This is a genomic window from Nocardia terpenica (assembly GCF_013186535.1).
GTDB classification, from domain to species: Bacteria; Actinomycetota; Actinomycetes; order Mycobacteriales; family Mycobacteriaceae; genus Nocardia; species Nocardia terpenica.
On the sequence record NZ_JABMCZ010000005.1, the window covers coordinates 213,902 to 235,526 of the forward strand.

The 21,625-nt window shown below is 69.8% G+C and carries 18 protein-coding genes and 1 riboswitch; of the genes, 11 read left to right on the forward strand and 7 right to left on the reverse strand.

What is annotated here, in order from left to right; genetic code table 11:
- The first annotated feature begins 164 nt into the window (after positions 1-164).
- Positions 165-1,880, forward strand: a complete 1,716-nt coding sequence (locus HPY32_RS36835; protein WP_171983246.1) for a GMC oxidoreductase — start codon at positions 165-167, stop codon at positions 1,878-1,880.
- Here HPY32_RS36835 and HPY32_RS36840 read toward each other — a convergent pair.
- Positions 1,861-3,042 (reverse strand): glycosyltransferase family 87 protein, encoded by a 1,182-nt coding sequence (locus HPY32_RS36840; protein ID WP_231951651.1) that lies wholly within the window; start codon positions 3,040-3,042, stop codon positions 1,861-1,863. The genes HPY32_RS36835 and HPY32_RS36840 overlap by 20 nt on opposite strands.
- A gap of 99 nt (positions 3,043-3,141) precedes the next feature.
- Between HPY32_RS36840 and HPY32_RS46870 the strand changes: the two genes are divergently transcribed.
- Positions 3,142-4,214 (forward strand): IS630 family transposase gene (locus HPY32_RS46870; protein WP_444939652.1). Its coding sequence is split into 2 segments (ribosomal slippage): positions 3,142-3,679 and positions 3,679-4,214, totalling 1,074 coding nucleotides; the frame shifts between segments, so codons are not numbered across the junction.
- A 146-nt stretch (positions 4,215-4,360) separates the two neighbouring features.
- On the opposite strand, the gene HPY32_RS36855 is transcribed toward HPY32_RS46870, so the two are convergent.
- From HPY32_RS36855 to HPY32_RS36865, 3 genes are all read right to left on the reverse strand, one after another.
- Positions 4,361-5,017, reverse strand: coding sequence for a GDSL-type esterase/lipase family protein (locus HPY32_RS36855; protein ID WP_067588674.1), 657 nt, complete (start codon positions 5,015-5,017; stop codon positions 4,361-4,363).
- Positions 5,018-5,211: 194 nt separating this feature from the next.
- Entirely contained in the window at positions 5,212-5,655 is a 444-nt protein-coding gene (locus tag HPY32_RS36860; RefSeq protein WP_082871419.1) for an HAD family hydrolase, read from the reverse strand.
- A gap of 175 nt (positions 5,656-5,830) precedes the next feature.
- Positions 5,831-6,919 carry a TerD family protein gene (locus HPY32_RS36865; RefSeq protein WP_082871418.1) on the reverse strand — a complete coding sequence of 363 codons (1,089 nt, stop codon included), beginning with the start codon at positions 6,917-6,919 and terminating at the stop codon, positions 5,831-5,833.
- Positions 6,920-7,074: 155 nt separating this feature from the next.
- Between HPY32_RS36865 and HPY32_RS36870 the strand changes: the two genes are divergently transcribed.
- On the forward strand, positions 7,075-7,623 hold the full coding sequence (locus HPY32_RS36870) for a DUF2599 domain-containing protein (protein WP_231951650.1): 549 nt from the start codon (positions 7,075-7,077) through the stop codon (positions 7,621-7,623).
- Here HPY32_RS36870 and HPY32_RS36875 read toward each other — a convergent pair.
- Positions 7,620-8,702, reverse strand: coding sequence for a hypothetical protein (locus HPY32_RS36875; RefSeq protein ID WP_067595861.1), 1,083 nt, complete (start codon positions 8,700-8,702; stop codon positions 7,620-7,622). The genes HPY32_RS36870 and HPY32_RS36875 overlap by 4 nt on opposite strands.
- 249 nt (positions 8,703-8,951) lie before the next feature.
- Here HPY32_RS36875 and HPY32_RS36880 point away from each other — a divergent pair, with 249 nt between their 5' ends.
- Genes HPY32_RS36880 through HPY32_RS36895 form a run of 4 tightly spaced genes read left to right on the forward strand, consistent with a single transcriptional unit; the run spans position 8,952 to position 14,288 of the window.
- Positions 8,952-10,217 (forward strand): aminotransferase class V-fold PLP-dependent enzyme, encoded by a 1,266-nt coding sequence (locus tag HPY32_RS36880; RefSeq protein ID WP_228785852.1) that lies wholly within the window; start codon positions 8,952-8,954, stop codon positions 10,215-10,217.
- Positions 10,214-11,476: a heavy-metal-associated domain-containing protein gene (locus HPY32_RS36885; RefSeq protein ID WP_067588666.1), complete on the forward strand. Its 1,263-nt coding sequence runs from the start codon at positions 10,214-10,216 to the stop codon at positions 11,474-11,476. Before HPY32_RS36880 ends, HPY32_RS36885 begins: the two co-directional genes overlap by 4 nt.
- Positions 11,473-12,969: an alanine racemase gene (locus tag HPY32_RS36890; RefSeq protein WP_067588664.1), complete on the forward strand. Its 1,497-nt coding sequence runs from the start codon at positions 11,473-11,475 to the stop codon at positions 12,967-12,969. The genes HPY32_RS36885 and HPY32_RS36890 overlap by 4 nt, the downstream gene beginning before the upstream one ends.
- Complete coding sequence (locus HPY32_RS36895) at positions 12,969-14,288, forward strand: pyridoxal-phosphate dependent enzyme (protein WP_067588662.1); 1,320 nt, start codon at positions 12,969-12,971, stop codon at positions 14,286-14,288. Before HPY32_RS36890 ends, HPY32_RS36895 begins: the two co-directional genes overlap by 1 nt.
- A gap of 1 nt (position 14,289) precedes the next feature.
- On the opposite strand, the gene HPY32_RS36900 is transcribed toward HPY32_RS36895, so the two are convergent.
- Both HPY32_RS36900 and HPY32_RS36905 read right to left on the reverse strand, forming a co-directional pair.
- Complete coding sequence (locus HPY32_RS36900) at positions 14,290-15,759, reverse strand: FtsW/RodA/SpoVE family cell cycle protein (RefSeq protein WP_082871416.1); 1,470 nt, start codon at positions 15,757-15,759, stop codon at positions 14,290-14,292.
- A gap of 43 nt (positions 15,760-15,802) precedes the next feature.
- Complete coding sequence (locus HPY32_RS36905) at positions 15,803-16,072, reverse strand: hypothetical protein (RefSeq protein WP_067588660.1); 270 nt, start codon at positions 16,070-16,072, stop codon at positions 15,803-15,805.
- Between the two features lie 147 nt (positions 16,073-16,219).
- Between HPY32_RS36905 and HPY32_RS36910 the strand changes: the two genes are divergently transcribed.
- The 4 genes from HPY32_RS36910 to HPY32_RS36925 all read left to right on the forward strand — a co-directional run bounded on the left by HPY32_RS36910 (position 16,220) and on the right by HPY32_RS36925 (position 21,620).
- Positions 16,220-18,085: a Na+/H+ antiporter gene (locus HPY32_RS36910; RefSeq protein ID WP_067588658.1), complete on the forward strand. Its 1,866-nt coding sequence runs from the start codon at positions 16,220-16,222 to the stop codon at positions 18,083-18,085.
- 40 nt (positions 18,086-18,125) lie between these two features.
- Positions 18,126-18,761 carry a TetR/AcrR family transcriptional regulator gene (locus tag HPY32_RS36915; RefSeq protein WP_067588656.1) on the forward strand — a complete coding sequence of 212 codons (636 nt, stop codon included), beginning with the start codon at positions 18,126-18,128 and terminating at the stop codon, positions 18,759-18,761.
- Positions 18,762-18,813: 52 nt separating this feature from the next.
- Positions 18,814-18,980, forward strand: a riboswitch (M-box (ykoK) riboswitch).
- 184 nt (positions 18,981-19,164) lie between these two features.
- Entirely contained in the window at positions 19,165-19,875 is a 711-nt protein-coding gene (locus HPY32_RS36920) for an MgtC/SapB family protein (RefSeq protein WP_067588654.1), read from the forward strand.
- Between the two features lie 8 nt (positions 19,876-19,883).
- Positions 19,884-21,620: an ABC transporter permease gene (locus tag HPY32_RS36925; RefSeq protein ID WP_067588652.1), complete on the forward strand. Its 1,737-nt coding sequence runs from the start codon at positions 19,884-19,886 to the stop codon at positions 21,618-21,620.
- The last annotated feature ends 5 nt before the right edge of the window (positions 21,621-21,625 follow it).

A 21,625-nucleotide genomic window follows, 5' to 3' on the forward strand; every position in this document is an offset into this window, starting at 1 on the left:
CCGGAATCGCCGGGGCGGACATGATGGAACCACTGGGCGGGCACGATGGGAGTCACCAGGTCACGAGCGGAATCGGGCCGTTTAGAGATACCGTGCGACACAGCAACTACTCGGGAGTAGTAGCGTTACCGGGGTCACAGGCGACACCGGGTTAGGAGCGGCGGATGACTCAGCGCGACACGGATTTCGATGTGCTCATCGTGGGGTCGGGGTTCGGCGGCAGCGTCACCGCGCTGCGGCTGGTAGAGAAGGGGTATCGGGTCGCTGTGGTGGAGGCGGGGCGCCGGTTCGCCGATGACGAGTTACCCGACACCAGCTGGGACTTACGCCGGTTCCTCTGGGCGCCGCGGCTGGGCTGCTTCGGCATCCAGCGCATCCATCTGCTACGCGATGTGCTGATCCTGGGCGGCGCGGGGGTGGGCGGCGGCTCGCTGAACTACGCCAACACCCTGTACGTCCCGCCGGAGCCGTTCTTCCGCGACGCGCAGTGGCGCGACATCACGGACTGGCGCGCGGAATTGACGCCCTACTACGAGCAGGCCACGAAAATGCTGGGCGTGGTGCGCAATCCGCACATGACCCCCGCCGACGAGGTCTTCAAGCAGGTCGCCGACGATATGGGCTGCGGCGACACCTTCGTGCAGACGCCGGTGGGGGTGTTCTTCGGCGAGCCCGGAAAGACCGTGCCGGACCCGTATTTCGGCGGCGTGGGCCCGGACCGCACCGGCTGCCTGGAGTGCGGCGAGTGCATGACCGGCTGCCGGCACGGCGCCAAGAACACGCTGGTGAAGAACTATCTGTACCTGGCGGAACGCCATGGCGCGCAGGTGATTCCGATGACCACCGTGACGGCGGTGCGGCCGCTGCCCGACGGCAGCTGGCAGGTCGACACCACCCGCACCGGGGCGTGGTTACGCCGGTCGCCGCGCTCGCTGACGGCCGGGCACGTGGTGCTGGCCGCCGGGACGCGCGGCACCCAGCGGCTGCTGTTCGACATGCGGGACAAGGGAATTCTGCCGCGGCTGTCGCCGCGGCTGGGCGAGCTGACCCGCACCAATTCCGAATCCATCGTGGGCGCGGCGACGCGGAAGGTGGACCCGCGCCGCGACTTCACCCGCGGCGTGGCCATCACCTCCTCCATTCATCCGACCCCCGACACCCACATCGAGCCGGTCCGCTACGGCCACGGCTCCAATGCGATGGGGCTGTTGCAGACGCTCATGGTCGACGGCGGCGGACGGATTCCGCGCTGGCTGCGGTTCGTGCTGGAGGTGCTGCGGCATCCGGTGCGGCTGCTGTCGATGCTGAGCGTGCGGAACTGGAGCGAGCGCACCATCATCTCCCTGGTCATGCAGCATCTCGACAATTCCATCACCACCTACACCAAGCGCGGGGTCTTCGGCCGCAAGTTGACCTCCAAACAGGGCCACGGCCAACCGAATCCGACCTGGATCCCGGTCGGCAACGAGGTGACCCGCAAGGTGGCCGACACCATCGGCGGCGTCGCGGGCGGCAGTTGGGGCGAGGTCTTCAACATCCCGCTCACCGCGCACTTCCTCGGCGGCGCGGCCATCGGCGCGGACGCCGAGCACGGGGTGATCGATCCGTACCACCGCGTCTACGGCTATCCCACCCTCAGCGTCGTCGACGGCGCCGCGGTGTCCGCCAATCTGGGTGTGAATCCCTCCCTCACCATCACCGCCCAGGCCGAACGCGCCGCGGCCCTCTGGCCCAACAAGGGCGAACGCGACTCTCGCCCACCGCAGACCTCCCCCTACCGGCGCATCTCCCCCACCGCCCCCAACCACCCCGCCGTCCCGCCGACCGCCCCGGCGGCCCTGGTGCTGCCGATCGTCGAAATCACCAGGGGGACTGCGTAACCGGTGCCGGGCCGACCGGGTCGAGGTCGGGTAATCGGCCGTCGCGCCGGGCCGTCAGGTAGCGGTCGGCGAGGATGCAGGCCGCGACTATGAGCAGCAGGGACCAGCCGAAGGTGATGCGCAGGTATTCGAGGTCGCGGCCCTGGGCGGGCCAGCGGCCGAGGAGCCACTTGTCGTAGGTCATGAAGCCGAAGACGGCCAGCCAGGCGGGCCAGTTGCGCACGACCGAGTTGGGCAGGACGACCGTCATCAGCAGCGGGAGGATGAACATCGAGTAGTACTGCTGGCCCAGGCTGCTGAGCAGGAATTCGGCGGTCATCAGGATGCCGGTGGCGGTGCAGACGAAGAACACGTCGTCGTGGCGGTAGTACCGGTACAGCAGCCACAGCGAGATCGCCACGGCGGCGGCGAACAACGCCCGCATCAGCAGGGACATCCAGGGCGGAATCCCGTAGTAGAGGGCGTTTCCCACGATGGAGGAGTTGAAATAGTCGCGCGCCTGCATGCTGTAGGGCAGGGTGCGCCGGAAGTACGCGGTCGGGTCGGCCGACAACGGCCATGCCGCCGCCGTGATCGCGAGCGGGACGGCAATGGCCGCGGCGATCGTCGCCCACTGCCTGCGGGCGGCGGCGATCAACAGCAGCGGCGCCAGGGTGGGCTTGATCGTGATCGTCACTCCCAGAACGATCCCCGCGGCGACGTCGCGCCGGTTCAACAGCAGGAGCAGGAATGCGACCTCGGCCAGGAATGTCAGGCCGTTGATATTGCCGAAAGTCAGTGTGTTGATGGTGGATTCGGAGGCGAAGACCGCGAAGTAGCAGATCGGCGCGACCACCGATTTCGAGGTGTAGCCGAAGATGCGTAACAACAGGGCCGTCGCCGCGATCAGCGCGAGAGCGTTGACGACGATGAAAATGTATCGCGCAGTGTGCTGTTCGACCAGCCCCAGGGGCGACAGCAGCAGCGTCCCCCCGGGCGGGTACAGATAGTGCGGATCCACCCACTCCAGATGCTCACCGTAGACCGGCCGATGGTGCAGGAACGCGGTCACGGCGGCATGAACGGGTTTGAAGTCGTCGGTGATATCGCCGTGAAACGCACGAAGCAACACGACATCCAGCGCCGTGACAACGGCGAGCGGCCAGGCAACCAGGCGCACCACCTGCCCACCGGTCAACGACGGCAGGGCGACTACAGCGGCTGAATTCGTGTTGTCGCTGGGCTTGACGGCCGTGGCTGGTGGGTGGGGTACATCTGGTGGGTGCGGTATCCGCAAGGCGGTGGGCTGACCGCCGAGCGACGGATGTTGCGGGAGCGGTTGCGGCTGGAAGCCGCGGACGCTTTCGCCCGGGGCGAGGACAATGCGGTGATCGCCCACCGGCTGCGAGTCAGCGTGCGGTCGGTGCAACGGTGGCGCCAGGCGTGGGGATCGGCGGGGCGGGAAGCGTTGCGGTCCAAGGGCCCCGCGTCGCTGCCGTTGCTGTCCGACGAACAGTTCCAGGTACTCGAACACGAGCTGGCCAAGGGCCCGGCCGAGCACGGCTGGCCGGACCAGAAATGGACTCTGGCCAGGATCAAGACCGTGATCGGGCGCCGGTTCCACATCTCCTACACGATCAAGGGGGTGTCGTTGTTGTTGCACCGGCACGGGTGGAGCCGTCAGCAACCTGCCCGCCGGGCGGTCGAACGCGACGACGCGGCGGTCGCGACGTGGGTGAAGGACGTGTGGCCGCACGTAAAACCGCCGCGGCGGCGCTCGGAGCCTGGGTCGTGTTCGAAGACGAAGCCGGGTTCACGATGACGCCGCCGACCGCACGGACCTGGGCGCCACGCGGGCACACCCCGATCGTGCGGGTCCGGGGCCGAACCACCCGCCGGATATCGATCGCCGCGCTGACCTGCTACAAGCCCGGCCATCGGTCCCGGCTGATCTGGCGACCGTATCGGCACGACCGAAATAGTTCGGGCAGGAAGAGCTTCGCCTGGACCGACTACCGGGACCTGCTCATCGCCGCCCACCGGCAACTCGGCGGGCCGATCGTGGTCTGCTGGGACAACCTCAACACCCACCTCACCGCCGGCATGCGCCGATTCGTCACCGGCCACGACTGGCTCACTGTCTACCAACTGCCCGCCTACGCGCCCGATCTGAATCCGACCGAAGGCATCTGGTCACTACTGCGGCGAGGCCGGCTGGCCAACCGCATCATCACCGACCCCGACCACCTCATGCGCATCGTGCGCAGCGACCTGCACCGCATCGGCTACCACCCCAACCTGATCGACGGCTGCCTCACCGCAACCGGACTCACACCCACCCCGAAACGATCATGACGACAACACGAAATCAGCCTCTGTAATCGGCCGAGCCGGCTCCGTGCGAAAGACTCCACACCCGAACCGTACACAGTCGAAGGATCAGCGGATGCTCCCCTCCCCCAGATGAATTCGAATGCACGGGAGGTTATTGTCGGTGTCGCCTACAGGTTTCGGATCAGGCCGCCGACCAGCTCAGCGATCCGGGCGTGGGCTTCGGCACCCAGATGGACACCGTCCTCGCCTATCTCGGCGACGGTAGCGGTGTCGGCGAACGGGAGACCACGGCGCGCCGCCAGTTCGGCGAACGAGGGGGCCAGCCGACGCGATGTCTCTGCCGATCGGGCGTCGTAGGCATCGCCGTTGAGCCGATCGAACAGCGGCGCACGATGATCGATTGGTACCGGCGCCAGCAGGACCACGGCCGGTGCCGAGTCGTCGCGCCCGAACTCCGGGGACCGGATGAGGTCGATCAGTCCGTCCACCGCCGCGGCGATTTGTGCCGGTGTGCGGCCGAACTGGATCTTGGTGTCGTTGGTGCCGAGCATCAGGACGACGATATCGAGCGGGCGGCGACTTGCCAGGCAGGGCAGCAGGTATCGGCGGCCGTTGCGTCCGGGGCGATCGGAGTAGTCGAGATCGGTTGTGCGACTGCCCAATCCCTCCTCCAGTACATCGTATCCGTCGCCGAGGCGACGCTGCATCAGCCCGGTCCACCGGACATCGACGGGCCATCGGCCGCTCTGGTCCGGCAGCACCCCGAAGGTATTGGAATCGCCATAGCACAGCACGGTGGCCGCGCACGGGTTGGTCAACACCATCGAAAGTCTAGGCGCGGGTAGGGCTTCTTCGTCTCGGAGGCACCGGATGCCGAACTGGGCCCCCGCGCGGTGGAGCGACTGTGCGAGGTACACACCGGATTCCGCGCACGGGTGAATCGGTGACCGGCCGCGATGGCACTCGATGCAGTTTTGCATCGAGTGCAACTGCGCGGCGCGTGCAGAAAACGGTGCGGCTACTGGGCCGAGATGTGGGCGAAGCCCATGGGAGAGGTCGGGGGTGGGGCGTTGGTGACGGGGGCGCGGAATTCCTGGAGGGCGGTGAGGACGTCGACGTGCCGGGCGGCGTAGCAGCGGACGCGCGGGAGGGCGTGGGCTACCTCGCTGCGTTCCAGGGGTTCGGCGTCGATGTAGCCGACCGCGTCCAGGGGAATGCGCAGGCGGTCGGCGATGCGTTCGATCGCCGCGGATTTGCGGCCCCAGCCGACCTCCACCGCCGAAAACGCGGCGTGCAGGCCGTGCCGGTGCAATTTGTCCGTGGTCCAATCCCATTCGCCGCGGCTCGCCACCGCGTGGATGACGCCGCGGCGCGCCAGCGTGCGCAGCGCACGCAGGGCGTCGGGTCGCAGCGGGCCGCTGGTCGAATCGCATACGACCCCGTCCCACAGGGTGTTGTCCACTTCCCAGACAAGACATTTCACTGCCGGTGATGTCATCTCGCCCCTACGGTCGACTCTCCTCCGCGTGCCCGCTCACCACGGACACGCGCCAGCTCGCGAGGCCACAATAGTAGGAGCGCACGGCACCGCGCATCACCCCCGGCAAACCCTTGCTCACACCCGTTGCCCAGCCGTTTCACAGGAACGGCGTCACCTGCGGGACCGTCTCGACCGGATGCCCGGCCTGCAACGGCGCACCGAGCGCGGCCAGCCGCCAGATCCCGTCCTCCCGATACACTTTCGCGACCGCCATGCCGGTGTGCGCGCCGCCGGCACGCAGATTGCCGCGCGCCAGTTCGGCATTGGTGGTGCCGTCGACCATGCGCCAGTAGGCGTTACGCAGGCGCTCGAAGGTGTGCCCGGCGTAGGAGGTGACCACGAACACCAACGCCGTGACCTGCTGCGAGAGCCGGGCGAGGTCCACGGTGATGACCTCGTCGTCGCCCGAGCCCTCGCCGGTGAGGTTGTCGCCGGAGTGGCGGACCGCGCCGTCGCGGGAGGACAGCTGCTGGTAGTACACCGCGTCGACGAGGTTGTGGCCGATGAACAGCAGCGCCGAGGCGTCCAGATCGACCTCGACCGCGCGGATGGAACGCGCGCCGTGCACCCGCACCGGATCCCAGCCCAGCGCCATCTTCGCCATGGTGAGCTCGCCCTTGCGGATCTCGTGCAGCGCCACTTCCTGGCCGGGATTGAGCACCGCCGGGCCGCGGAACACCGGGTCGGTCTCCGGCGCCCCGACCGGCACGCCGTGCGCGCGCACCAACGCCTCGAACCCGGCGGGGTAGCCGTGGCCCAGCACCCGCACATGCCAGTAGACGCCGACCCGGTCCAGATCCACCGCGATCACCGTGGATTCCCGCCCGAGACCCTCGATCACGTACTCGTACACCGGATTTCCGGCCGTGTCGTCGATGCGGACCTGCGGCGGCGCGAAATCGGAGAAGTGCGCCTGATGGTCCTCCAGGGTGACCGTGATGCGCACGTGATCGATGTCGGGCGGCAGCGAGCGGGTCGCGATGTTCAGCGCGGGCTGCCCGGGCACCAGGCGCACACCCGACGCGGTGGGCTGGTTGTAGAAGACGAGGTCCTTCTCGCCGCGGACGCGACCGGCCGCGTTCAGCAGCAGCGCCGACACGTCGACCGGCTCGCTGTGCCGGACGGCGACGACGAACTCGTCGACCGTGAGGCGGTCCACCTGTCCCTTGGTCAGCTGCGCGGCCACCTGTCTACTTTACGTCGAATCGGGCACGATTTCGGGCAGGACAGGCGCGCCCGGATCGCCGACGCCCCGTAGAGCGGCAAGCGAATTCCCGGCATCCGCGCCGGACCGGGTACGGTGGCGAGCGCAAGGCCACGGCGAGGAAAGGGGGCCCACTGGTGCGACAGGGCTTCACACGAATCGGCGCACCGGCACTGCTGGCCGTCGTGCTGGCGGTCGCCGGATGCGGCGCCGCCGACGAGTCGTCGCCGGTGTCACTGGGCCGCGGCCCGACCGCCAAGGCCACCACGCCCGGGCCCGCGATCGCCGCGCACCCGGCCGCCACCACGACGCGGACGTCGATTCCCTCGGCCGCCTCGATCGCCGCCCCTATGGTGGACCCGTACGCCGATTCGCCGCTCATCGATCGCACCGAGTGGACCGACGATCCCGACGGCCACCGCCTGCGGGTGTACCCGTCCGCCGCCGGGCGCGCCGACACTTTCCCGCCCGCGCTGGATCGAGCCTGGGGCGAGGTGCTGGCCAGCGCCCCCGACGCCGACACCCCCGGCATGTACGACCAGTTCAAATGCCATTGGCAGTGGGCGCGGGTGATGATGCCGAACAAGCCGAGCTGGAATCTGGAGCCGTGGCGGCCCGCGGTCGGCTACGAGGCCACCGTGCAGGCCATGTGCAATCCGGGCGGCCCGGACCCGGGCGGCACTTAGCGCCCCGCGGCGCGGCCCGGCAGCATGAGTACGGCCAGCAGCCAGCCGAACAGGGCCGCCGCGATCGGCGTGCCGGTCCACAGTTCCACCACCGACGGCACCCGCCCGGCCGCGGCCGCGGCCACTCCGATATACAGCGACCAGGTGAAAAACGCTGCGGCGCCGGCGAACACCCAGTAGGCGACCGGCCGCCGCGCGCACGGGTCCAGGCACAGCGTCAGCACCTCCACCACGACGGCGGCGGTCGCGACGGCGATGAGCACGGCGACATTGCCGCACGCGGTCTGCGCGCCCGACAGCACCACCAGCGGCAGCATGGTCAGCAGCGCCGCCCCGAACGGCAGCCGCCAGCGGCGGGCGGCGAACAGCAGCGGCAGCAGCAGGACCGCGGCGCTGATCACGATCGCCGCCGCCAGGCCCCGCACCTGCGCGCCGTCGACCTGGGAGAACACCTCCACGATGCGGGCGGCCGAGTAGGTGAGCGCGTCGCCGTAGCCGATCACCCGCAGCACCAGGGCCGCGGCCAGTCCGGCGGCCAGCAGCGCGGGCCACAGCAGCCGCAGCGGCGGGGCGTCGCCGATATCGGGGCGCGCCATGGCCGAGCGCAGCGGAGAGGTGATCATGATGAACAGCGCCAGCGCCACACCCAGATGGGTGGGGCCGAGCAGCAGATCGACCGCGTCGGTGCGTCCGGTTCCGGGATGGCCGCCGACGACGATATGCCAGATCAGATCGGCGAGGACCGAGCCGACGAACAGCACGAGCGCGAGGACGGCGGCCCGATAGCCGAGGGGAATCGCGGCGAAACCGCGGCGTCCGCCGCGTAAGTTCCGCCAGACCACGGCCACCACCCAGCCCGCGGTGGCGAGCACCCCGGTGGCGAAGACCGCGTGCCCGGCGCTGAACGCACCGGGGTCGGCGCCCTCGGCCTGCGACCAGGCGGCCAAAGCCAGTCCGCCGACCAGCCAACCGGCGGTGAGCGCGGTGACGGCATCGTCGCGGGCGGTGGCGGGCAGCCCGCCGTGGCGCGGATCGCCCAGCGCCGCAAATACCTTGGTCCCCACGCCCGGAGCGCTCATCGGCCTCACGGTACCGAGTACGTGCTGGTAGCGCATCCGAGTTCAGGCCCCGGACGCGGCGTGTCGGATCGGCTCCATCCTCCCCGGCTTCGGCCCGGTGAGCGGCCACAATTCGCCGCCGGGCTCGCACGCGTATCGGACCGGCACGGTACCGGCGAATGTCGTTGCCCGCGAGAACCTTCTGAATACCACCCGGAATGTGCGTATCGTGGACGGAGTCGGAGCGTACGAGCCGGAAGGAGCGTAGCGTTGCGGTCTCCCGTGTTCAGGTCCGAGCACGCTCGGTTCCCGGACCCGGCCGTGCGCGCGCTGTTCCCCGCGCTGACCGACACCGGCCCGGTGTATCTGGACAGCGCCTCCACCACGCAGAAACCGCGGCCGGTGATCGACGCGATCACCCGCTACCACAGCGCGCACACCGCCAATGCCGGTCGCGGCACCTACCGGTGGGCCACGACGCTGACCCACGCCCTCGGCGAGGTGCGCGAGCACACCGCCGCCTTCCTCGGCGCGGCCCCCGACGAGATCGTGTTCACCCCGGGCGCGACCGCCGGACTCAACGCGGTCGCCCTGTCCTGGGGGCTGGCCGAGCTCGGCGACGGCGACGAAATCCTCTACAGCCCCCGCGATCACGCCTCCAACGTGTATCCGTGGCTGCAGCTGCGCGACACCCTGGCCCGGTTCGGCCGCCGCATCCGCCTGGTCCCGTATCGAGTGACGGCGCGGGGCGAGGCCGATATCGACGACATTCGCGCCAAGCTCACCCCGCGCACCCGGCTGCTCACCGTCGCCCACCTGCACCACGTGTTCGGCGCGCTCACCACGCTCGGCGAGCTGCGCGAGCACCTGGGCCCGCGGATCGCGGTGTGTGTCGACTGCAGCCAGAGCGGCGGGCATCTGCCGGTGCGGGTGGACGAGCTCGGCGCGGATTTCGCGGTGCTGTCCGCGCACAAGATGTTGGGCGCGCCCGGCATCGGCGTGCTGTATTGCCGCCGCCGCCTGCACGATCGGCTGACGGCGTTCCTGCCGGGCGGCAATTCCGGTGTGGCGCCGACGGTTTCGGGGCTCGCCCCGGCGCGCATGCCGGAGCGGATGGAGGGCGGCACCTCCAACATTCCCGGCATCCTCGCGCTCGGTGCGGCCCTGGACGTGCTCGACACGGTGGGGACCGACGCCATCGCCGAGCACAATCGGCTGCTGACCCGGCGGTTGATCGACGGCCTGCGCCCGATCCCGGGCGTGGAATTCCTGCCGGGTCCCGCGCACGCGGCGGGCGAGATCGGTTACGGCATAGTCTCGTTCACCCTCGCGGGCATCGGCGCCACCGATCTGGGTTTCGTGCTGGCCGAGCTCGGGTACCTGGTGCGCACCGGCGCGCACTGCGTCCCCGTCGAACCCGGTGGCGCGGCCGCCGATGCGGATTCGGTGCGGGTGAGCACCCATCTGTACACCACCGGCGACGAGATCGACCGGTTCGTTCGATGCGTCGCCACGATCGCCTCGGAGGTCCCATGAACGCCGCGGCCCAGCCCCGCTACGACCGCCGCGCCGCCTCCCGGGTGCTGGCCGAGCTGGCCCGCCCCGGCCTGTTCGCGGACGCCGCGCCGGGCCCGGCCCGGCGCATCGACTACACCTGCGCCGCACTGCGTTTCGAGTCCGACAGCCACCTGACGCTGTCGCAGCGGCTGTATCTGGAGCGGTTCATGCGCCCGTGCCGGGCCGACCAGGTCACCAGCGCCACCCACCGCATCGCGTGGACCGACGGCGACGGCATCCCCAATACGGGGCACTTCCGCCGCGGCGGGCTGGGGCCGATCGTGCCGATCGCCATGCGCGAAACGGTGCTGGCGCTGTGGCACGCGCTCGCCGCCGATACCGCACTGGCACAGCGGATCTCGGCGCTGAGCGAGCGTGATCACGCGGCGCTGGCGGGCACCACCACCGATCACGACCCGATCGATATCCTGCGCGTCGGTGTCGAGGCGTGCGGGCGGGCGCTGGCCCAGCACGCGCTGCTGGCGCGCGCGACGCCGTACCGCACCCCGGCCGAATTCGCCTGCGGCATGCGCGATTCCGGCATCTTCGCGGCGGTCGCGACCCGCTGGTACTGGGAGCTGCAGGCGTCGACGTATCGACGCGGCATGATCCCGGTGACGTTCGCGACCCAACCGGACGGCACCGTCCGCTACACCGCGGACACGGTGGCCGTCCTGCGGGCGATGAAGGACGCCACCATCACCGACGCGCACACCGTGATGCGCCGCGCCACCACCACCGAGGGCCTGTCGGTGGCGGCGGCGATCGCCCGCTACCACGACGAGCTGGACCTGATCTCGCGCCAGTACGCGCTGCTGCCGCCGGGGACGCGCCCGGCGTGCCTGGCGGCGATGCCGCATCATCTCGACGGCGAGCACTACAGCCTGCTGCCGATGGTGGTGGACCGGTTCGTGGAGGTGTTCACCGCGGTCGTCGAGCGGGTGAGCGTCGCGGAGGTCCCGGGCGAAACCGAGTGCGGCGACGGCGATCTCAGCGCGGAGGATCGGGTGTTCTATGTGCCGGACATGAGCTGCCAGCACTGCGTGCGCACGATCGGCGGGGTGCTGGAGTCGATGCGGATCCGGGTGCACGAGATCGATCTGGTCAGCAAGCGGGTGGCCGCCGAATTCCGCAGCCCCCGCAACCGGCAGCGCGCGTTCGACGCGCTGCGCGACAGCGGCTACAACCCGGTGTCGGCGCGACCGGCCGATGCGTGCACCGAAACCACCACGGCATGACCGCACCACCCGCCCTTCCGGCGAAGATCCATCCGCTGGTGCGCGCCTTCCTCGATATTCCCGGCGCGGTCGACGACGCGCTCGACCGCTACGGCTCCCCCGCCCACCTGCTGTTCCCGCAGGTATTCGCCGAGAATCTGGCGCGACTGCGCGCCGTGTGCGCCCGGCAGCTGCCGCGGGCCCGAATGTGCTACGCGCACAAGGTGAATCGGTCGCGCGCCTTCCTGCGCACCGCGGAGCACGCCGGGATCGGGGTGGATGTGGCCTCGCCGCGGGAGCTGGCGGCGGCCGCCGAGGCCGGATTCGTTCCCGCCCGCATCGAGGTCACCGGCCCGAAGGGGGAACCGTTCCTGCGGGCGCTGGTCGAGGCCGCGGTGACGGTGAATGTCGACAACCTGTGGGAGCTGGGCAGACTCGCGGAGCTGGCGCACGGCCGCGCCCCGGTGCCGGTGCTGCTGCGGGTGTCGGGGTTCGCCGGGAGCGCGGTGAGCCGGTTCGGGGTGGCGCTGGCCGACTGCGAGCAGGCGCTGACGGTGCTGGCCGCGCATCGGGAGCGGCTGCTGTTGCGCGGCTTCGCCTTTCACATCGATTCCGGTGACACGGCGGAGCGGGTGCGGGCGATCGAGGCGTGCCTGGCGCTGGTGGAGCGCGCCTACGGGCACGGGTTGGCGCCGACGGTGCTGGACGTGGGCGGCGGGCTGCGGCAGGTGTTCACCGCCGACGCCGACCGGTTCGACGGTTACGTGGCCGCGCTGCGGGAGTCGCTGCTGGGCCGCGGGGAGCCGATGGCGTGGGGCGGCAACACCTTCGGCTATCAGGTCGACGACGGCGGCGTGCACGGTACGCCCGTATTCCATAAGTATGGCAATACCGTGCCCGCCGCCCGCATGCTCGAGGAGCTGCTGACCGCGCCGCTCGAGGCGCACGGCGGCCGCACGGTCGCGCAGGTGGCCGGGGAGAATCTGCTGGAGGTGTGGCTGGAGCCGGGGAAGGCGCTGGTCGATCACGCCGGAATCACCGTGGCCCGAGTGGAATTCGTCAAACCGGCCGCCGACGGCGCGCTGCTGGTCAACCTCGACATCGGCCGCGACACCGTGACCCCGGCCGATCAGGAGGTCATGGTGGATCCGCTGCTGCTGGCCGCATCCGGCGCCGCGGCGTCGGGCCCCGTGGGGGTCTTCCTCGCCGGGCGGCTGTGCCTGGAGCGGGACATGATCACCAATCACAAGGTGTGGCTGCCGCGCTGCCCGCGACCGGGCGAGGCGGTGATATTCCCTAATACCGCCGCCTACCACACCGATCTGTCGGCCGCGACGGCGTCGATGCATCCGCTGCCGCCGAAACTGGCGGTGGCCCATCACGGCGGGCGGTTCCAGGTGTGCCGTGACGCCGACTACGAGCCGTCGCTGGTCACCGGTATCGCGCCGCCGCGCCGCCGGGTGCCGCCCGCGCCGGACCCCGCCCCCCACCATCGCAGTTACGAGATGCCCTGATGCGCTACGACCACATCACCGACCTGATCGGCAATACCCCGCTGCTACGGCTGGATCCGGCCGTGCACGGCCTGCCCGACGTGCAGCTGTACGCGAAACTGGAGTTCTACAATCCGTTCGGATCGGTGAAGGACCGCGTGGCGTGGGGCATGCTGCGCGACGATCTGGACGAGATCACCAGGCGCGGAGCGACTCTCATCGAGGCGTCCAGCGGCAACACGGCGAAGGCGCTGCGCATTCTGGGCGGGCTGCACGGGATCGGACTGCGGGCGGTGACCAATCGGATCAGGGTGACCGAGCAACGGCAACTGCTGCAACTGTTCGGCGCCGAGATCGAGGAGCTGCCGGGGTTGTCGGAGTGCCCCGACCCGACCACGCCCAACGACGTGCTCTCGGTGATCGAGACGACCATGGTGCAGCATCCGGGCGCCTACCATCACCTGTCGCAGTACACCAACGAGAAGAATGTGGAGGCGCACTACCAAGGCACCGGCCGCGAGATCCACGAGGATCTGGCGCGCGACGGCATCACCCGGATCGATTGCCTGGTGGGCGGTTTGGGCACCACCGGCTCCACCCGCGGCGCGGCCACCTACCTGCGCAAGCACAATCCGGAGTTGCGCACGATCGCGGTGGTGTCGGAGCGGTCGGACTTCATTCCGGGCATTCGCTCGGAGACCGAGATGTGGGATGTGGGCCTGTTCCAGCCCGAGTTCTACGACCGGATCCTGACCGTGACCGCCGGGCGGGCGATCGAGGCGACGATGGAATTGGCCACCGGCTACGGCGTTCTCGCGGGCCCGACCAGCGGCGCGAGCTATGCGGCGGCACTGGAGTATCTGCGATCGGAGGCCGCCGAGGGGCCGCGGGTGGCGGTGTTCATCGTGTGCGACCGCCTGGAGCCGTACCTGTCGTATGTGCGCCAGCGTCGCCCGGATCTGTTCGGTCGCACCGATTCTCGCGCCACCCCGCCGACGCCCGCGGAACTGGCCGCCGTCCCGGAACTCTCCCCGCAGCAGCTGGCCGACCTGGATACCACCGCCCGCCCCACCATCGTCGACACCCGCGGCGCCATGGCCTACCGCATCGGCCACGTGCCCGGCGCGATCAATATCCGCGACGACCAGCTCGACGACATGCTCACCCACGGCGTGCCCTTCTCCCGTTCCCGCCCGGTGGTTTTCGTGTGCCCGGTGGGCGAGGCATCGCGGCGATTCGCCGCCCTGGCCCGCCGCGACGGCTACGACGCCGCCGGACTGGCAGGCGGCATCGTCGCCTGGCGCGACGCGGGCAGGCCACTGGAATCCGCGATGCGGTGAATCATTTCACCCGGCGGGGCGGGGTGGACTGGCGGATGTGTTCGGTCATGGCCTCCGCGATCGGGGCGACCGGCGGGGGTGCGGGGGCGGCCTCGCTGCGGGCGTCGTGGGAGATGCGGATCAGCAGCGCCACGATCACGTAGTTGGCCAGCAGCGAGGAGCCGCCGTAGGACATGAACGGGGTGGTGAGACCGGTCAGCGGAATGAGTTTGGTGACGCCGCCGACGACCACGAACAGCTGCCAGCCCAGCGAGAACGCCAGCCCGCCGCCGAGCAGTTTGCCGAAGGAGTCGCGGGTGGTGAGGGCGGCGGTGAAGCCGCGCATGGTGATGATCGCGAACACCACAATGACCGCGCTCAGCCCGATCAGGCCCAGTTCCTCACCGATGGTGGAGATGATGAAGTCGGTCTTGGCGAACGGCACCTCCTGCGGGCGGCCTCCGCCCAGCCCGGCCCCGAGCAGCCCGCCCGTGCCGAGCCCGAACAGGCCCTGCGCGATCTGATAGCCGTTGGTGTAGTAGGTGGCGAACGGGTCCTCCCACACCTGCACCCGCACCCGCACGTGGGCGAACAGGTGGTAGGCGACGACCGCGCCGATCGCGAACATGCCGATCCCGATCAGCAGCCACGACGCCCGCCGCGTCGCGACGTACACCATGGCGAGCACCGTCCCGAACACCAGCAGCGAGAAACCCAGGTTCTTCTCGTACACCAGGACCAGCACCGAGACGAAGGTGACCAGCAGCAGCGGCCCCAGATCCCGCAGCCGCGGCAGCGTGTACCCGAGGAACCGTTTACCGGCGGTGCCGAACAGGTCGCGGTTGGCGACCAGGAATCCGGCCACGAAGATCAGCAGCAGCACCTTGGCGAACTCGCCGGGCTGAATCGAGAAGCCGTGGAACATGATCCAGCTCTTGCCGCCGTTGACCTCGCTGAACCGCGACGGCAGCACGGCGGGGATGAGCAGCAGCACGATACCGGCCAGCCCACAGGTGTAGGCGTACTTGGCGGGCTGCCCGTGATTGCGGATCACCGCGAGCACGGCCGCGAACAACACGATTCCCGCTGCGGTCCAGATCAATTGGTGCGCGGCGTCCGAGGACGGGACCGGCTTGCCCAGCGCCACCGCATTGGCGGCCTCGGCGCGGTCGAGCCGGTCGATGATCACCAGCCCGAGCCCGTTGAGCAACACCACGCACGGCAGCAGCACCGGATCCGCCTTGGACGCGAAGATCCGCACCGCCAGATGCGCCAGCACCGTCAGGACCGCGAAAACGCCCAGCGCCCACTGCAGCGAATCGCCGTCGCCGCCACCGGTGGCCGCGGACATGCCCAATCCGGCGACCGCCACCAATGCCACCGCCGCCACACACAGCACCAACTCGGTGCGCCGCGGATTGGGCCGCCCGATCGGTCCCGACGACAGGGCGATCGGACCGGACGAAGTATCCCGAAACGCGCTCACGTCCACCAGTATGCGTGTCCCGCGATATCGGCCGGTTACCGCCGGGCGCTCAGCGCTTGTCCAATGCCTGCAGGAGCAGGTCCTTCATCTCGGCCACGTTCTCCTCGATCGAGCGCACGCGAGCGTTGGTGTCGTCGAGCCTGCGGTCAACATGGTCGAATCGGCGATCGACCTCGTCGAACCTGGCGTCCTGCCTGTCAAGTCGTTCGCGCGTCTGCTGGCTCAGCGCATTCATGCTACTGAGCACGGCCTTATAATCGGCGCGGTCCGCTTCGAGAACGGCGACCCGGGCTTCGAGTTCGGCGAGGGTGGCTGGCATTCCGCGATCTTATCGGCGAACACCACCCCCGCGCACCTTCGCCCGGCGCGTCAGAGCCGGTTTCTGCACGTGTCCCCGTATACCGAACTGTCCGCCTCCGGCGAACCGTGCGCACCGATCGATACCCGTGCTGGCACGATAAGCCTCGTGCACTTGGCAGTCGGTTTGGTGGTGCTGGTCGCGGTGGCGGTCGCATTGGCGGCGCTGGCGCGGCGGCTCGGCATCGCCGAACCACTGGTCCTGACGGTGGCGGGCATCGTGGCGTCGTATCTGCCGTTCGTGCCGCGGGTCGACGTCAATCCCGAGATCGTGATGCTGGGCCTGCTGCCGCCGCTGGTCTACACCGCGGCGATCAGCACCTCGCTGGTCGAGTTCCGGGCCAAGAAGATTTCGATCGCGCTGCTGTCGGTGGGGCTGGTGCTGTTCACCACGTTCGCGGTGGCGGTGGTGGTGTGGCGGCTGCTGGCGGTGCCGTTCGCGACGGCGGTGGCGATCGGCGCGGTGGTGTCGCCGCCGGATTCGGTGGCGGCCACCGCGGTCGCGCGGCGGGTCGGGATGCCGCGGCGGATCGTGACCCTGCTCGAGGGCGAGGCGCTGTTCAACGATGCGACGGCGCTGGTGGCCTTGCGCACCGCGATCGCGGCGTCGGCGGGGGCGTTCAGCATCTGGCAGGCGGGCGGCAACTTCGTGTGGGCCACCGCCGGGGGCGCGGCGATCGGGGTGCTGGCGGCGGGGGTGCTGGCGGTGCTGCGCCGCCGCATCACCGATCCGATCCTGGACACCAGCCTGTCGCTGCTGGCGCCGTTCGCGGCGTATCTGCCCGCCGAGGCGGCGCACGCCTCGGGGGTGATCGCGGTGGTGGTGTGCGGGCTGATCCTGGGCCAGGGGGCGCCGGTGTGGCAGAGCGCGGCCTCGCGCATCGCCGAGCGCACCAATTGGCGCACCATCCAATTCATCCTGGAGAGCGCGGTTTTCCTGCTGATGGGCCTGGAGGTGCGGCACATCCTGGAGGAGGCCTGGAACAGCGGCCTGGACCACGGCACGCTGATCGCGACCTGCGCGGCGGTGCTCGCCACGGTGGTGGTCGCGCGCGTGGTGTGGGTGTTCCCGAGCACCTATTTCGCGTGGTTCGTGGAGAGCCGCCCGCGCGGTAAGCCGAAACCCGCGTGGACCAGTCCGGCGGTGGTGGCGTGGGCGGGGATGCGCGGGGTGGTGACGCTGGCCGGTGCGCTGCTGCTGCCGACCGACACCCGTGAGCTGGCGACGCTGAAGCTGCTGGCGCTGGTGGTGGTTGGCGGAACGCTACTGCTGCAGGGCATTTCGCTGCCCGGCCTGATCCGGCTGCTGCGGCTACGCGGCCCCAGCCGCGCCGAAGACGCACTGCAGCAGGCGAATCTGCTCCAGCAGGCCACGGCGGCGGGCCTGGTCGCGCTGGAATCCGAGATCGCGCCGGAAACCCCGCCGGAAGTGGTTGCGACGCTGCGGGATCGAGTCGAGCGCCGGGCGCACGCCGCCTGGGAGCAGCTGGGCCGGGCGGAGTCGGTCCGCGTCACCCCCAGCGGCGAATACCGGCGGCTGCGGCTGGCCATGCTGCGCGCCGAACGCGAAACCGTACTGCGCGTGCGCGATTCGGGCATCATGGATCACGAGGTGCTCGAACACGTCATGGCCGCCCTCGATCTCGAGGAATCCACGATCGACCGCGTCGCCGAGGCCGACGACAACCCCGACGACACGCTGCGCTCCCCCGCCACCGCCGGCTGCGACCACCTCCGCGAGGCCCCCCACCTCTCCCTGCCCGAACTCCCCGACAGCTGCGCGGAATGCCTGGCCGAGGGCCTCACCTGGGTCCACCTCCGAATGTGCCTGACCTGCGGCCACGTCGCCTGCTGCGACTCCTCGGCGGGCAACCACGCCACCCGCCACTACCGGTCCACCGGCCACCCGGTCATGCGCAGCGTGGAACCCGGCGAGAAATGGCGCTGGTGCTACGTCGACGAGATCCTCGGCTGACCGCACGCCGCAACCACATGTGCGCGTTAGGGTTGGGCGCGTGCACACCGGTCAGGACTCCGCCGATGCCGAACCCCGGCTGTGGGGCGGCACCACGCTCACCGCGCGCCGCGAGGCCCGGCGCGCGGCCCTGCTCGAGGCTGCCCTGGATCTGATCGGCGAGGCCGGGGCGGGAGCGGTCACCATGCGCGCGGTGTGCAGGCGCGCCACGCTCACCGACCGCTACTTCTACGAAAGCTTCACCGGCCGCGACGATCTGCTCGACGTGCTGTACCGGCAGGTCGCCGACGAATTCCTGCCCCCGATGACCGCTTTCGCCGCCGCCGACGACCCGGCCCGCGACCGCGAACTGGCCCACGCCCTCGTCGCCAAGGTGCTCGAGGACCCCCGCAAGTCGCGCCTGTTCCTGGTGGAGCCCTACTCCAGTACCGGCCTGGGCCAGACCACCATCGCGGTCATGCCCGCCTTCACCCGCCTCATCCAGGACCACCTGTTCGCCCACATCGAAGACCCCGTCCGCCGCCGCCTGGCCGCGGTCACCATGGCCTCCGGCAATGCGGGCATGTTCTCGGCCTGGCTCAACGGTTCGCTGCGGGTGAGCCGGGAGCAGGTGGTCGACCATCTGGTCGAGGTGATCACGGCCTATCGGTCGCTGTATCGGGACCGGGAGAGGTAGACCTCACAGGAGTTGCGGTTTGGCTGCGACGGGTGTTAACTCGCTGTCGCTTGGTGCCGAACGTTCGCTGAGGCTCCTCCACGGAAACAGGCCAGCGACCCCGAACGTCGAGAGACGCCCCGGGTCAGGACAGGTCTCCCCGGCTTAAGGGGTGATCCCGACTGGCTCCCGCTCGGGTTCACGCCGTGGAGTGCCAAAGGTCTTACGAGGAGTGGCGCTCACCGGCGGCAGGTGCCGGTGCACTCTTTCGGCGCGCCCGGAAGGAGGTGGTCGCCGTGCCCGACGGCAGTCATACATGCCAGTTCGCCAACTATTCACTCGACGACCATCGCGCGCGCCCCCTGTCCGAGTCCGACATCCGGTAGCCTGCGGCGCGAGGTCGCCGCCAAATTCCGGAGGATTCATGACGACGGTGGACATGCTGATCCGGCTCGCGGCCGGTGTCGGCTGCGGTGTGGTGATCGGCCTGGAGCGTCAGTATCGCGCCCGCATGGCCGGGCTGCGCACCAACACGCTGGTCGCCACCGGCGCGACCCTGTTCGTCCTGCTGTCCGCGCACGGCTTCCACGGCAGCGACGCCGACCCGACTCGCGTTGCCGCCCAGATCGTTTCGGGCATCGGCTTCCTCGGCGCCGGGGTCATCATGCGCGAGGGCTTCTCGGTGCGCGGCCTCAATACGGCCGCCACCCTGTGGTGTTCGGCCGCGGTGGGCGCGCTCGCGGGCGCCGGGATGTACAGCACGGCCGTCGCGGGCACGCTGGCGGTGGTCGCGGTGAACATCGCGCTGCGCTGGGCCGGGCGCGCGGTGGACCGGCACCCGGAGGCGGGCCGCGAGCAGAAGACGTCCTATATCTTCTCGGCGGTCACCAACGACGACAACGAGGCGCACGTGCGGGCCCTGCTGGTGCAGGCGCTGACGCGCACCGACTTCCGGCTCGTGTCGATCTCGAGCCGCAATACCGATCGGGCCGGTGTGGTGGAGGTGCAGGCCGAGTTGGTCGGTGACCAGCGCGACGACCGGCAGATGGAATCGGCGGTCAGCCGCCTGAGCCTGGAACCATCGGTCACCAGCGTCGGCTGGAACATCCCCGTGACCGCGGAAACGGAGAATTAGAGAGACTCATGTCGGCCCTGCGTTCCTATCCTTCCCGCGGTGCACTGGACCGGCCGCGCTCGCGGCTGGCCGATGTGGCCGTCTTCGCCGGTGCGGCGGTACTGATCTGGCTGATCGTGCGCCTGTCGACCGGGCTCAACGTGCCCTTCGACAAGAACGCCGCCCCCGCCGCGGTGTCCACCGACGCCGCCGAACTGCCGTACTACGCGGCGCGGTCGCTGCTGCGGATGTTCGTGGCGCTGGGCCTGTCGATCGCGTTCACCTTCGTCTACGCTTCGGCGGCCGCGCGGCTGCGCCGGGCCCGCACGGTGCTGCTGCCGGTCCTGGACATCCTGCAGTCGGTGCCGATCCTGGGTTTCCTGTCGGTGACGGTGACCGCGTTCCTGGCGCTGTTCCCGGGCTCGCAGCTGGGCCTGGAGGCGGCGTCGATCTTCGCGATCTTCACCTCGCAGGCGTGGAATATGACCTTCGCGTTCTACCACAGCCTGGTGTCGCAGCCGCGCGAGCTCGACGAGGCCGCCCGCAATCTGAGATTGTCGCGCTGGCAACGGTTCTGGCGGGTGGATGTGCCCAGCGGCATGGTGCCGCTGGTGTGGAACGCGATGATGAGCTTCGGCGGGGGCTGGTTCTTCCTGACCGCGTCGGAGGCCATCAGCGTCAACAACCATTCCTACACGCTGCCCGGGATCGGCTCGTACGTGGCCGCGGCCAGCGACGCCGGCGACAACGGCAAGGTGCTCATCGCGATCGGCGTGATGATCGTGCTGGTGATCGGCGTCAACGTGCTGTTCTGGCGGCCGCTCACCGCGTGGGCGGAACGCTTCCGCTACGAGGAGTCCGAACCGGCCGAGGCGCCGCGCAGTATCACGCTGGATCTGTTGCGCCGCTCCAACATTCCCGAGATGCTCGGCACGGTGTTCGGCCCGCTGGTCCCGCTGATCGACCGGGTGATGAGCGTGTTCGGGCTGGCCGAGCACCGGCTGCACGTGCCGATCACCCGCCGCCGCCTCGGCGACGTCGCGTTCGCGGCGGTGACGCTGGCGGTGATCGTGTGGGGCTGCTACCGCATCGTCACCTACATCCACCACAGCGTCGGCTTCGGCGAGGTGGCGCACGCGTTCGGGCTGGGCGCGGTCACGCTGCTGCGGGTGATCGTGCTGCTGATCGTCGCCACCGCGATCTGGGTGCCGATCGGCGTGTGGATCGGGTTGAACCCCAAGGTGTCCCGGTTCGCGCAGCCGATCGTGCAGGTGCTGGCCTCCTTCCCCGCCAACTTCCTGTTCCCGCTGGTGACCGCGGTGCTGGTGGCGACCGGGGTGAGCCTGAACTGGGCGGGCGCGCTGCTGATGGCGCTGGGCGCGCAGTGGTACATCCTGTTCAACGTCATCGCGGGGGCGAGCGCGGTGCCGGGCGATCTGCGCGAGGCGGCGGCGAATCTGCGCCTGCCCCGGCCGCTGTGGTGGCGGCGGCTGATCCTGCCCGCGATCTTCCCCAGCTATGTGACCGGCGCGATCACCGCGGCGGGCGGCGCGTGGAACGCCTCGATCGTCGCCGAGGTCGTCGAATACAACGGCCAGACCCTGAAGGCGACCGGTCTGGGCGCCTACATCAAGGAGGCCACCACCGCGGGCGACTGGCCGCGCATCCTCGTGGGCGTGGTGGTGATGAGCATCTACGTGGTGGGCGTCAACCGCCTGTTCTGGCGCCGCCTCTACGACCTGGCCGAACGCCGATACTCGTTGTGACAGGA

Bases quoted from the DNA above. Each gene is read 5' to 3' on its own strand.
- HPY32_RS36835 (WP_171983246.1), top strand. From the start codon at position 165: ATGACTCAGCGCGACACGGATTTCGATGTGCTCATCGTGGGGTCGGGG.
- HPY32_RS36855 (WP_067588674.1), bottom strand. From the start codon at position 5,017: ATGGTGTTGACCAACCCGTGCGCGGCCACCGTGCTGTGCTATGGCGAT.
- HPY32_RS36875 (WP_067595861.1), bottom strand. From the start codon at position 8,702: ATGAGCGCTCCGGGCGTGGGGACCAAGGTATTTGCGGCGCTGGGCGAT.
- HPY32_RS36885 (WP_067588666.1), top strand. From the start codon at position 10,214: ATGAACGCCGCGGCCCAGCCCCGCTACGACCGCCGCGCCGCCTCCCGG.
- HPY32_RS36890 (WP_067588664.1), top strand. From the start codon at position 11,473: ATGACCGCACCACCCGCCCTTCCGGCGAAGATCCATCCGCTGGTGCGC.
- HPY32_RS36895 (WP_067588662.1), top strand. From the start codon at position 12,969: ATGCGCTACGACCACATCACCGACCTGATCGGCAATACCCCGCTGCTA.
- HPY32_RS36905 (WP_067588660.1), bottom strand. From the start codon at position 16,072: ATGCCAGCCACCCTCGCCGAACTCGAAGCCCGGGTCGCCGTTCTCGAA.
- HPY32_RS36920 (WP_067588654.1), top strand. From the start codon at position 19,165: ATGACGACGGTGGACATGCTGATCCGGCTCGCGGCCGGTGTCGGCTGC.
- HPY32_RS36925 (WP_067588652.1), top strand. From the start codon at position 19,884: ATGTCGGCCCTGCGTTCCTATCCTTCCCGCGGTGCACTGGACCGGCCG.